This is a genomic window from Vibrio sp. 2-Bac 85 (assembly GCF_037546705.1).
In the GTDB taxonomy this organism is placed as follows: domain Bacteria; phylum Pseudomonadota; class Gammaproteobacteria; order Enterobacterales; family Psychromonadaceae; genus Psychromonas.
This window is the reverse complement of sequence record NZ_JALAAB010000001.1, coordinates 566299-578049: the sequence shown is the minus strand read 5'-3', so window position 1 is coordinate 578049 and position 11751 is coordinate 566299. Positions and strand designations below refer to the sequence as shown.

The following is an 11751-nucleotide window of genomic DNA, read 5'->3' as shown; positions in this document are numbered from 1 at the left end:
TTAACTATGCCCATTAGCTACGCACCTTTATACCAAGAGTCTATTCATTCCTCGGCTAGGTGACTTCTCACCTTGAATGGTAAAGGCTATAGAATAGTAAACTCAGCTAATTTTGCACTTTCTTTAATGATATCCTCTTCAACTTCTACTTCAAATAATTCGCGTTTAATATCCATTATTTTAATCTCTTTCACTGGATAACTCTTACGCTCATCATGGGTTGGCATGTCTTTTACTTTTTCATACATAGCCGTTAAAGCAGGGTAAGTAGCCGCGATATCAATGGGTTTTGACAGTTGTAATGTTTCTAATAATACCGTTAAACGAATAGCCGCTTCCGATACATTACATTGCTTTTGTGTAGTCGCTTTAGCGATAAAGCGAATACTTTCAACAATGTTATTGTTTCTATCTTCAATCTTCTGCTTTTTTGTTAACTCTTGTTGTTGCTCAAGTTTCAAAGCCTGTACTTTTTGCATTTTTAATTTATTGAGCAACATGCCAGCATAAAAAGCCAGAGCAAGTACTATCACAACCGCTAAGGTTGCTAATATCATCATCATGTCCATGTAGGGTTTCGCCTATCTAAATTCATCTAAAGCTGAGCTTGCATCTTCAAATTGCTGTAACAAGTCTTCTTCGCCTTGGTCATCAATCCAACCTAATTTCTTCATTAACTCTTGGTGACGCTTCATCTGTTTATCAACCCAAGTTTGGTCTTCTTTTGATAAAGCTTGATCCGTTTCCATTTGCTCTAATAAATCATTTAAGCGTTCATTATTTTCAAGCTCTGAAAGTTCTTTTTCCGGTGATAACTTAGGAGCTTGTTGTACTGTGCTTTTAATGACTTTCGCTTTGGGTTGTAATAGAACCTTTGGCTTAACAGCTTCTTGAGGTTGATCATTACTTGTTAAGGCAATTGGTTTTTTACTGCCAATACGTTTATCGTTATTGGCTTGTCGCTGATTTTTTTGCGCGCTTTGCTTTGATTCAACGGCATTACGGTTACCAGCTTTATTGCCTTTTAATTTATCTTTACGTTTTTTATCGCGTGAAGCCTGAGATTGTGATGACGTTTCTTTTCTACTGCCATCAAATTTAGGCTCAGAGTTACCTGCGCTACGGCTTTTTTTAGTACGAGACATGTTTAGTTACCTTTTATATCGATCATAATGTATGGCTACGGATAGCATTTTTCAACATCAATGATAGCGGTGCTATTAGCACCAAAATGGGGGATGTTAGTGTTGCGCAGAATAGCAGGTTTATAAAACTTAAAAAAGCATATAAAAAAAGGCATATCTCGAAAGATATGCCTTTTTAAGCGATTTAATCAGAAATGATTAATGTAACGCTGAAATATATTGAGATAATAATTCGATATCAGCGTCGCTTAACTTAACTGAGATATCTTTCATCATACCATTGGGTGCATTGTGGCGAAGGTTGCTACGGAATTTTTCAAGTTGAGATTTTAAGTAAGCTGGATGTTGCCCTGAAATTTTAGGGAATTTAGCAAGCTCTAAACCATTACCTCTAGGACCGTGACAAGCAGTACATCCTGGGATACCGCGATCTAAATCACCACCCATGTAAAACTTCTTCGCTGCTTCTGCCACTTCTGGAGAAACGGTTTCAGGCGTCATTGTTTGAGAAGAAAAATAAGCGGCTAAATCTTCCATATCCTGCTCTGAAAGCCCAGCTACCATACCTGCCATGATAGGATCTTCACGAACACCACTTTTAAACTCTTGTAATTGTTTTACAAGATAAGAGGCATGTTGACCTGCTATTTTTGGATATAGATTTGATGGACTATTACCATCAGCGCCGTGACAAGCTACACACGTCGTTGATTTAGTTTTCCCTGCTTCTATATCGCCTTGTGCTTGAGCTACGTTAATAAAACCCAATACTGCGATGACTGCTACTAATAATTTATTCATAACTATCCAATCTAATTCTTAAAGTTTGTTAATTTAGGCGTGCTACAATGTGCGCAAATAAAGCTTGTGTAGTTTACACAAGTTTTCAGTAAAGTAACAATTTTGCTACACAAACATATGAGGCATATCGTGGAATTTCCAAAAATACATTTTCAAAAAGCACATTTTTTAATTAGTGCGCCTGATATTCGCCATTTAGATAAGCATTTACCGGTGGAAAGTGGTATCGAGGTCGCGTTTGCTGGTCGTTCTAATGCAGGTAAATCTAGTGCATTAAATCGCCTTACTCGTCAAAAAAGTTTAGCAAGAACCAGTAAAACTCCTGGTCGTACGCAATTAATTAACGTATTTGAAATCGAAGAAGGTAAAAGGCTGATCGATTTACCTGGTTATGGTTTTGCAAAAGTACCATTAGCAATGAAGCTAAAATGGCAAAAATCGCTGGGTGAGTACTTGCAAGAAAGAGAATCACTAAAAGGCTTAGTGGTATTGATGGATATTCGCCATCCTTTTAAAGATTTAGATCAACAGCTAATATTTTGGGCTATTGATGCGAATATTCCAGTGTTAGCGTTGCTCACTAAAGCAGATAAATTAAAACAGGGCGCGCGTAAAGCAACATTGTTAAAAATGCGTGAAGAAGCTGAAAATTTTGAAGGCGATGTGCAAGTTGAATTATTCTCATCTTTGAAAGGGTTAGGTGTTGATGTATTAGAGCGTAAAATAGCGCAATGGTATGGCGAGCATGACTTACTAACGGCAACAGAAGAAGAAATTGAAGTAAATACCGATCTGGATTCAGAGCAGACAACAAGTATAGTTGAGTAAATCAGATATCACTGGGTAAAACCGGTATAACTTAGTAAGCTCGATACAGTGAAGTAAATCCGAACACTGCCGTTAGATTATCTTCGGCAGTTTTCATGTGCTTTATCGTCGTTTTTATATAACCCAAACTGACTAAGAATTCATACAAGCTCGATAAGGTATTCTCATCACAAAGTGCGCGCCGGGCGACGAGGGCATATATTCAATTTCTCCTTTAAACAATTGAGTCACAATATTATAAACAATATGCGTGCCTAAACCACTTCCTCCAGATCCTTTTTTAGTTGTTACAAAGGGGTCAAAGATCCGCTCTGTCATGTCTTCTGGAATGCCTCTACCAGTATCTCGATAATCGATCACAAGCGTTGTTTCCTGCAATTCAATATCAATAAAAATCTGACGTTGATCATCCCATTGTTGAAAACCATGGATCAGAGAGTTAATGATTAAATTAGAATAAATCTGTACAAAACTTCCGGGGAAACTATAAATAACAAGCTCTTCAGGACAGGTTATGGTAATCGTGGTTTGGCTTTGTTTGATTTTATACTTTAACGAAGTAACGACCTGTTCGATATTTTCTTTTAATTTAAAGGTATAACAAGCCTCTGAAGATTGATCCACAGCCACTTGTTTAAAACTATTAATCAAATCAGCCGCGCGTTTTAAGTTGCTGTGTAATAACCGACCCGATTCTGAAAAGCGTTCAATCAAACCTTGTAAATAAAAGTCTGAAAGTTGACCATCTGCAAGTTTGCCTTTTAGACCAGCAATCTCTTCCTGTAGCGCAGTTGCAGTGGTAACGCTAATACCAATTGGGGTAATAATTTCATGAGTGACACCGGCAACCAAACTACCTAAAGAAGCCATTTTTTCAGATTCTACTAATGTCTGTTGGGTGCGTTTTAGCTGTTCAACGGTTTGGATCATTTGGCTATTACTGGCGGTTAAAGCCGCTGTTCGTTTAGTGACTTTTTCTTCAAGTTGGTCATTAAGCAGCAGCATCTCTTGCTCTACTTGTTTTTGTGGTGTGATATCGTGACCGAATCCAATCAAATACTTAATATCCATGCCTTCATAAAAAGCGGAAAAGGTCCATAATAGCGTATTAACTTCACCCATTTGATCGTGCATCTCGATTTCAATACCCTGTAAGGGTTCGTTCTCTGCAAGTTTGTCTAGTAGCTCTTGTTTACGGCCTTCTGATACAAAAATATCTAACCAATTCTTTTGGTTTAACTCTTCCTGTGAATATCCCGTCAGAATAACCGCCGCAGGGTTTATAGTAGATATTTTAAAGTTAGCATCTAGACAGCAAATGATGGTACTTGATGAGTTGATTATGGTCGCTGAGAAGTCTCGCTCTTGCTGTAGTTCTTTAATGGCTGTTTCTTTGTCAGTGAGTTCAGCCACAATACGTTTTTTCATTTTATTTAGTAAATAAACAAGTTCATCTAGTTCATCACTTTTCGATGAAATATAACGGTCGCGTCCATCTAATCTTAAATCTCTATTACTTGCACTGAGTTTAATATTGCGGGTATAAACGGCAATTTTATTAATATGGCGGATAACCATGTAATAAATAATCATTAATATACAAATGGATACGACCATAGTTTTAATGGTTTGCCCAACTAGGATCAATAACGATTTCTCGATTAAATTATCGTAAACTTGCTCTAAAGAAGCCGCTACAAACAAGGTGCCAACGACTTGACCTTGATGTATTAGGTCAAACTTTTTACTAATATCGTAGTGCTCTTTGCTAGTACCTTGATGTGAAATCGCTACTTCGGTATTACCAACGACTTCCTGTACTTTTATGTATTGTATATAAGGCAAGTTCATAATGCCTTTACTCTGAATATCTATTTGTTCTTTATCAAAATTCCATAAGCTAACCGCGAGCGGCTGTATAAAGCTGGATCTGACCTGTTCAATACTATCTTCTATTTTTGCTCTATCTTGTTGATAATCTAATAATAATTGTAACAAGGTTATAATAATGGCTAGGGCGGTACTGCAAATTAAAATATAAGAAAGTAAACGAATGGATAAGCTGCTTTTTATTTTAAGAGGAGGCTGCTCTGCTAAAGAAGTTATTTTATTTATAGGCATTAATATCAATCCATTGCTTAAATGTATGTCGAGAACTCTACGATATTTGTTACATCTATATCGTCATCTGACAGTGTCTACGTACAGTGAGCGGTACAATTTTACTGTTGAGGGTAAAAAATATCAGTTAGCCTGAATTCAATACCTTGAATTTTATCATTTGTGACCGCATATTATCAGTTCCTTCTCAGATAAGATGAATGCTATGACTATAACAAAAGACTCGAGCTTAACAAAAACCGATGGCCTTCCTTTTTTCAGTCAGTTGAAGATTGATGAAATCGAACCCATTGTCAAACAAACGATTGCAGATAATAAAGCATTAATCGAACAAAAGTTAGCAGAATTAGATACTTATACCTGGGACAATTTTGTAGCCGTATTAGATGAAGCAGATGATCATCTTGGAAAACTATGGTCACCAGTGTCGCATATGAATGCAGTGGTTAGTAATGATGAGTTACGTGCTGCACATGATGCATGTATCGGCCTATTTTCAGAGTATGGTACTTTTGTCGGTCAACACCAAGGTCTGTATGAAGCGTATTTAAGCATAGCCAATAGTGCAGAATTTGCTGAATTAAAAGATGAACAGAAAAAAGTAGTTGAAAATGAACTGCGTGATTTTAAATTAGCAGGTATTGCATTAAGCGATGATAAGAAACAACGTTACGGTGAAATTAAACAACAACTTTCACAGTTACAATCTTCTTTTAGCAACAACGTAATGGATGCCACCATCGCTTGGAGTAAATTGGTTACTGATCTAGACACTCTAGCAGGCCTACCAAAAACAGCGATAGCAGCAGCTAAACAAGCCGCACAAGAAAAAGAGCTAGAAGGCTATTTATTTACATTAGATTTTCCAAGTTACTTAGCTGTGATGTCATATGCAGAAAATCGTGAATTACGTAAAGAGGTTTACACCGCCTTTGCTACACGTGCCTCTGATCAAGGTCCTAACGCCAACGAATTTGATAATAGTGAAAATATTGAACAGATATTATCGTTACGACATGAACTTGCTCAATTATTAGATTTTAATGACTTTGGTGAATATAGCTTAGCAACAAAAATGGCTGAAAAACCATCTCAAGTTATTGATTTTTTAACAGAGCTGGCGGATAAATCAATACTGCAGGCGAAACAAGAGCGCGACCAAGTATTTGCTTTTGCACAACAAAAAGACGGACTAGATAATTTACAAGCGTGGGATTTAAGTTATTACGCTGAGTTATTAAAACAGCAACGTTACAACATATCCGACGAACAATTACGCCCTTACTTCCCTGAGAGTAAAGTTGTCTCTGGGTTATTTGATGTTGTACATCGTCTCTTTGATTTAAATATCAAAGAGTTTAAAGATGTTGATACTTGGCATAAAGATGCGCGTTTCTTTAAAATATTTAATCGTCAAAAAGAGCATATTGGTAGTTTCTATTTAGATTTATACGCGCGTGCACACAAACGTGGCGGTGCTTGGATGCAAGATTGCCGTGGGCGTCGTCGTAAAGTGGATGGTAGCTTGCAACTGCCTGTCGCTTATTTGACCTGTAACTTTAATAAGCCAGTTGGTGATCAAGAAGCATTGTTTACACACAATGAAGTGGTCACGTTATTCCATGAATTTGGTCACGGTATTCACCATATGTTAACTAAAGTTGAATCATCAGGTGTTTCGGGTATTAGTGGTGTGCCTTGGGATGCAGTCGAGTTACCAAGCCAGTTCTTAGAAAATTGGTGTTGGGAGCCTGAGGCGTTAGCCTTGATTTCTGGCCATGTTGATACCGGTGATACATTGCCTGCAGATCTATTGCAAAAAATGCTAGAAGCCAAAAACTACAATAGTGCATTGCAAATGGTGCGTCAGCTTGAGTTCTCATTATTTGATTTTATTCTACATAATCAATACCAAGTGGGTGAAAAAGGTCAAGTTGAAAGAGTGTTAGCAGAAGTACGTTCTAAAGTGGCAGTCATTGATGCGCCTGACTTTAATAGATTCCAACATAGTTTTAGTCATATCTTTGCTGGGGGTTATGCAGCAGGTTATTACAGCTATAAATGGGCTGAAGTATTATCGGCAGATGCCTTCTCTCGCTTTGAAGAAACGGGTATTTTTAATGCAGAGACGGGACGTTCGTTTTTAACTAATATCCTTGAAAAAGGCGGTAGCGAAGCACCAATGGAATTGTTTAAAGCCTTTATGGGACGCGAGCCATCAATTGATGCGTTATTACGTCATTCTGGTATTAAATAACGTTAAATAACGTTAAATCGCTTTAAACGAGTAATAAAAAAGGGCTTGAAGTGAATCACTTACAAGCCCTTTTTCTAGGTGTTATATTACTCTTATATCACTTAGTGTTTACCACTCAATACCAGCTTGTGCTTTAACACCATCTTTAAAGGCATGCTTTTCAGCTAGGATAAGACTATAAGTATCAACTGCATCGATTAACTCTTGCTTTGGACCACGGCCTGTTAATACCACGTTCATATTTTTAGGGCGATTTTTTAGCGCATCTAAAGTTGGTTGAATCTCAAGATATTCATACTTAAACATATAAGTAATTTCATCTAATATAACTAAATTATATTGTTCATCAGCCATTAATTCAGCCGCTTTGTCCCAGGCTTTTTTAGCACTATCGATATCTTTTTGTCTGTTTTGAGTTTCCCACGTGAAACCGTCACCCATAGTGAACCAATCCACATTGTCGTGGCTGGTGAAAAATTTCTCCTCACCGGTAGACATCGCACCTTTTAAAAACTGTACAACCGCAACTTTATGACCATGGCCTAGTGAACGCGCTAACATACCAAAAGCAGAACTACTTTTACCTTTACCTGGGCCTGCTAAGAGGATACTCACACCACGCTCTTCCTGTGCTGCTGCAATTTTTTGATCTTGTTTTTCTTTTACCGCTTTCATTTTTTTTAAATGCTTTTCTTCTGAAATTTTATCAGCAGCCATGTTTTTTCCTTATTGTTACTAAATAGGTGATGAACATAGACCTGAATGGTTCAGGCCTATAGATGGATCAATATACCCGTTACCAGTCAAGATGCAAAAATCAGCAAGATGTGAGGTGAACAGGTACAAGGCATAAAGGTTAAAACACCGTTGTGGTTTTAATTTGAATTTATTTTGGTCGAATCGACTAAAAACTTGATTCAACTATTGTAATCTACAATGTTTTCAATAAATAATGAAGTAAATACACTCCTCAGGCAGGTCGATTTTGGATCTCACTAGAAGCCATTTTTTAATAAGGGCATAATGAAAAAATTATTTATCTCAATACTTGCACTGTTTTTTATCTCATTAGTGAGTACCTATTTTGTTGGTGAAATGGTACAAACTGAATTTGAGAAGCAGGTGATACAGTCACAAAACAAACAAACACAAGTACAGTTGATTAGTTATGAAAAATCATTATTAACAGCACATGCGAGAATTAAAATCAGGATCCCAGTAGAAGGGCAAGGTGTGCAATATATCGTGATTGATTCTGATATTCGCCATTACCCGTATAAAGCGATAGCAAATAGTAAAATTAAGTTATTAGATTCGCATCAAGCTCAAAAATTGACACAATACTTCAAAACTGATCAGTGGTTATTCTCGACAGAAGAACTCAATTTATTAGGTAATGTCACAGGAAAAGTAACATTGGTTGCAGGGGCATTTAATAATCAAGTTGAAAGTTTGAATAGCACACCGTTATTCTTTAACTATCAATATGATTTAAAAGATGATTCTGGTTCTTTTGATATTGATTGGGCTGGTTTTAGCGGCGCTATTTATGATGAAAAATTTGCTACGGATAATATCGCGATATCAGCGACTTTTTCACAGGTAAAAGATACTGATTTATTTAACTACCAATATCAGATGCATCTTGCTCAATTTAATTTCCAGCGTGCAGAGCAACAGTTACATCTTAAATCGGTACGTTTAGAAGGGAAAAGTGAAATAGGTCAACAGCAACAAACAGTTAATACAGTAAGTGACTGGCGCATAAAAGAGCTTAAAAACGGGAAGGAAACCTTCACTGATAATCATATTAAACTATTGTTATCAGGGCTTAATGTGGCAGCGCTACAAGACCTAAAATCGAGTTTAGAAAGGCCGCATTTAATTAAGCAGCAATTGGGACATGTTTTGAGCTTAGGAGGTAAAGTTACTTTACAAACACTCCGTTCAAATACGCCTTGGGGAGAGGTCAATGCTGACCTTGATCTCAATATTCAACGTGGTACAGGTCTCACCGAAGTAATGGATAACCCACTGGCTTTAATCGATTATAGCAACGGTGAATTAAATGTGAGTTTACCGGAAAAGCTAGCACAACAACCAAATGTTGGCGGATTCATACAAATGGGAATGGCTAGTGGTATCTTAAAACAACAGGATCAGCAGTTAACGCTAACCTCGAGTTTAGATAGAGGTGAGCTGAAGGTAAACGGGCAAGTTGTTCCTATGTAAAAGCTAAGGTTTATAAAGCGAGTGAAGAGACTGTAATAAAAAATGTGTCACTCGCTTTATACTTATTCACGCTTTTTAGTAAAAACTAACGTAAGTATGGATTGCTGACTTTTTCTCTGCCAATGGTAGTGGTTGGGCCATGCCCAGGAAAAACCACTGTCTCTTCAGGTAAAGTGAGTATTTTTTGCTTAATGCCTGAGATTAATTGCCCATGATCACCACGTGGAAAATCAGTACGGCCAATCGATCCATTAAATAAAATATCACCCACGATAATTTGCTTGCTGTTGGCATCAAATAAAGCGACATGACCTGGTGTGTGTCCTGGTACATGTAAAACGTCGAGTTTTATATCGCCTACTTCAATTACATCGCCTTCTTGTAACCATTGCGTTGGTAAAAAACTGCTTGTTTTAGGAAAAGAAAACATTTGGCTTTGCTGTTCGAGTGTTTCTAACCAGAACGTATCCTCTTTTTCTGGACCTATAACGGGTACATTTAGGCGTTGCATTAATGGTTCAGTGCCGCCCACGTGATCTAAATGCCCATGAGTTAAGATAATTTTGTCAACGGTCACTTGATGGTTTTTAATCGCGCTGATAATGCGTTCTACTTCACCACCGGGATCCACGACCGCTGCTTTTTTTGTTGTTTCACAAATGACCAAGCTACAATTCTGTTGATAAGGTGTAACTGGAATAACAACTATTTTCATTTTTCAGTCCTTAATAATGCAAAAGGCAACACTCGGTTGCCTTTTTATCAAACTCATTTTATCAGGTTATACTTGTGCTAAATGCTTTTTCTTAACTTCAACGGCTTTAGCAAGGTGAATATGGTTCATTACATGCACTAATGCCTTGGCAGAAGATTCAATAATATCCGTTGATAAACCAATACCATGGAATTTTTGTTCCTTGTAAGAAGCAACAATATCCACTTGTCCTAAGGCATCTTTGCCTTTACCTTTACTGCTAATTTTATAAGAGTCCATATTAATGTCTAGACCCGAGATGCGCATTAAACATTGATAAGTAGCATCGATTGGGCCGTTACCCGTTGCAGCTTCTACAACTCGTTTATCTTCGCCAATTTGCATCACAACCGTTGCAGTCGCCACTAAGCCAGAGCCAGATTGAACGTTGATGCTTGATAGTTTGTAGTGCTCAGGTTCATTATCGATTTGGTTAAAGAACATTAATGCTTCTAAATCGTAGTCAAATACTTGGCCTTTTTTATCCGCTAACGCTAAAAAGCTAGTGTATAACTCCTCTAAATCATAATCTGTATCGCGGTAACCTAACTCTTGCATACGGTGTTGAATAACGTGGCGGCCAGAGCGAGAAGTTAAGTTTAATTTATTCGTTAAAATACCTACGCTTTCAGGGGTAATAATTTCATAGGTATTCTGTGCTTTTAACACACCATCTTGATGAATGCCCGATGAATGAGAAAAGGCATTAGCCCCTACAATCGCTTTATTAGATTGAATAGGCATATTACAGATTTGGCTCACTAATTGGCTAGTGCGTGCAATTTCAACGGGATTAATCTTAGTTGAGTAGCCCATTTTAGCTTTACGTGTATGTAAAATCATCGCCACTTCTTCCAATGAACAGTTACCAGCGCGTTCACCGATACCATTCATGGTACATTCAATCTGACGCGCACCATTTTCAACGGCGGTAATAGAGTTCGCAACCGACATGCCTAAATCATCATGGCAATGTACAGAAATAACAGCTTGGTCGATATTTGGAACGCGCTCAAATAAGGTTTTAATAATACCGCCAAATTCACTTGGATAAGTGTAACCAACAGTATCTGGAATATTAATAGTATTAGCACCCGCTTTGATTGCTTGCTCAACCATACGGCATAAATTATCAATCGGTGTACGGCCTGCATCTTCACAGGAGAACTCAACGTCATCGGTAAAGTTACGTGCGTACTTAACAGCCTTCACAGCCATCTCTAATACATCATCAAATGAACGTTTTAATTTACTTTCTACATGGATAGTAGAGGTTGAAATAAAGGTGTGGATACGGAAAGCATCAGCAACTTTTAATGCCTGTGCTGCTGCATCAATATCTTTAGGCAACGCACGAGAAAGGGCGCAGACGCGACTATTTTTAACCTCTTTAGCGATGGTTTGAACAGATTCGAAATCACCAGGTGATGAAATAGGGAAGCCTACCTCCATAATATCCACCCCTAAACGCTCTAGCGCAAAGGCAATCTGAAGTTTTTCTTTCACTGTAAGGCTTGCACTTAGTGCCTGTTCACCATCGCGTAAAGTGGTATCGAAAATAATTACTTGCTCAGACATAGAAATCCCTCTTATAGATAGTGGTTTATCGTGGC

Annotated in this window: 10 protein-coding genes; 3 read left to right on the top strand and 7 right to left on the bottom strand. The window is 37.7% G+C overall.

Annotated features, from left to right (window positions below):
• Positions 1-86: 86 nt before the first annotated feature.
• The 3 genes from MT390_RS02490 to MT390_RS02480 form a co-directional block, all read right to left on the bottom strand.
• Positions 87-569: a DUF2489 domain-containing protein gene (locus MT390_RS02490; protein WP_166368780.1), complete on the bottom strand. Its 483-nt coding sequence runs from the start codon at positions 567-569 to the stop codon at positions 87-89.
• A gap of 12 nt (positions 570-581) precedes the next feature.
• A complete protein-coding gene (gene yihI, locus MT390_RS02485; RefSeq protein ID WP_499439413.1) occupies positions 582-1145 on the bottom strand; it encodes a Der GTPase-activating protein YihI in 564 nt (187 codons plus the stop codon).
• 198 nt (positions 1146-1343) lie between these two features.
• On the bottom strand, positions 1344-1946 hold the full coding sequence (locus tag MT390_RS02480; RefSeq protein WP_499439411.1) for a c-type cytochrome: 603 nt from the start codon (positions 1944-1946) through the stop codon (positions 1344-1346).
• A 117-nt stretch (positions 1947-2063) separates the two neighbouring features.
• Between MT390_RS02480 and yihA the strand changes: the two genes are divergently transcribed.
• Positions 2064-2774 (top strand): ribosome biogenesis GTP-binding protein YihA/YsxC, encoded by a 711-nt coding sequence (yihA, locus tag MT390_RS02475; protein ID WP_499439503.1) that lies wholly within the window; start codon positions 2064-2066, stop codon positions 2772-2774.
• 132 nt (positions 2775-2906) lie between these two features.
• Here yihA and MT390_RS02470 read toward each other — a convergent pair whose 3' ends face one another.
• Positions 2907-4895 carry an ATP-binding protein gene (locus MT390_RS02470; RefSeq protein WP_499439409.1) on the bottom strand — a complete coding sequence of 663 codons (1989 nt, stop codon included), beginning with the start codon at positions 4893-4895 and terminating at the stop codon, positions 2907-2909.
• 205 nt (positions 4896-5100) lie between these two features.
• Between MT390_RS02470 and prlC the strand changes: the two genes are divergently transcribed.
• Complete coding sequence (gene prlC, locus MT390_RS02465; RefSeq protein WP_166368772.1) at positions 5101-7152, top strand: oligopeptidase A; 2052 nt, start codon at positions 5101-5103, stop codon at positions 7150-7152.
• 108 nt (positions 7153-7260) lie between these two features.
• Here prlC and cobO read toward each other — a convergent pair whose 3' ends face one another.
• Positions 7261-7869 (bottom strand): cob(I)yrinic acid a,c-diamide adenosyltransferase, encoded by a 609-nt coding sequence (gene cobO, locus MT390_RS02460; RefSeq protein WP_166368770.1) that lies wholly within the window; start codon positions 7867-7869, stop codon positions 7261-7263.
• A gap of 306 nt (positions 7870-8175) precedes the next feature.
• Between cobO and MT390_RS02455 the strand changes: the two genes are divergently transcribed.
• Entirely contained in the window at positions 8176-9384 is a 1209-nt protein-coding gene (locus MT390_RS02455) for a DUF945 family protein (protein WP_499439408.1), read from the top strand.
• An 85-nt stretch (positions 9385-9469) separates the two neighbouring features.
• Here the strand turns inward: MT390_RS02455 and MT390_RS02450 are convergent, their stop codons facing one another.
• Both MT390_RS02450 and leuA read right to left on the bottom strand, forming a co-directional pair.
• Entirely contained in the window at positions 9470-10099 is a 630-nt protein-coding gene (locus tag MT390_RS02450) for an MBL fold metallo-hydrolase (protein WP_499439407.1), read from the bottom strand.
• A 66-nt stretch (positions 10100-10165) separates the two neighbouring features.
• Positions 10166-11716: a 2-isopropylmalate synthase gene (gene leuA / locus MT390_RS02445; RefSeq protein ID WP_499439406.1), complete on the bottom strand. Its 1551-nt coding sequence runs from the start codon at positions 11714-11716 to the stop codon at positions 10166-10168.
• Positions 11717-11751: the final 35 nt, after the last annotated feature.

Excerpts from the sequence above, each read along its gene's own strand:
- yihI (WP_499439413.1), bottom strand. The coding sequence starts at position 1,145 with ATGTCTCGTACTAAAAAAAGCCGTAGCGCAGGTAACTCTGAGCCTAAA.
- MT390_RS02455 (WP_499439408.1), top strand. The coding sequence starts at position 8,176 with ATGAAAAAATTATTTATCTCAATACTTGCACTGTTTTTTATCTCATTA.
- leuA (WP_499439406.1), bottom strand. The coding sequence starts at position 11,716 with ATGTCTGAGCAAGTAATTATTTTCGATACCACTTTACGCGATGGTGAA.
- MT390_RS02480 (WP_499439411.1), bottom strand. The coding sequence starts at position 1,946 with ATGAATAAATTATTAGTAGCAGTCATCGCAGTATTGGGTTTTATTAAC.
- prlC (WP_166368772.1), top strand. The coding sequence starts at position 5,101 with ATGACTATAACAAAAGACTCGAGCTTAACAAAAACCGATGGCCTTCCT.
- yihA (WP_499439503.1), top strand. The coding sequence starts at position 2,064 with ATGAGGCATATCGTGGAATTTCCAAAAATACATTTTCAAAAAGCACAT.
- MT390_RS02450 (WP_499439407.1), bottom strand. The coding sequence starts at position 10,099 with ATGAAAATAGTTGTTATTCCAGTTACACCTTATCAACAGAATTGTAGC.
- MT390_RS02490 (WP_166368780.1), bottom strand. The coding sequence starts at position 569 with ATGGACATGATGATGATATTAGCAACCTTAGCGGTTGTGATAGTACTT.
- MT390_RS02470 (WP_499439409.1), bottom strand. The coding sequence starts at position 4,895 with ATGCCTATAAATAAAATAACTTCTTTAGCAGAGCAGCCTCCTCTTAAA.
- cobO (WP_166368770.1), bottom strand. The coding sequence starts at position 7,869 with ATGGCTGCTGATAAAATTTCAGAAGAAAAGCATTTAAAAAAAATGAAA.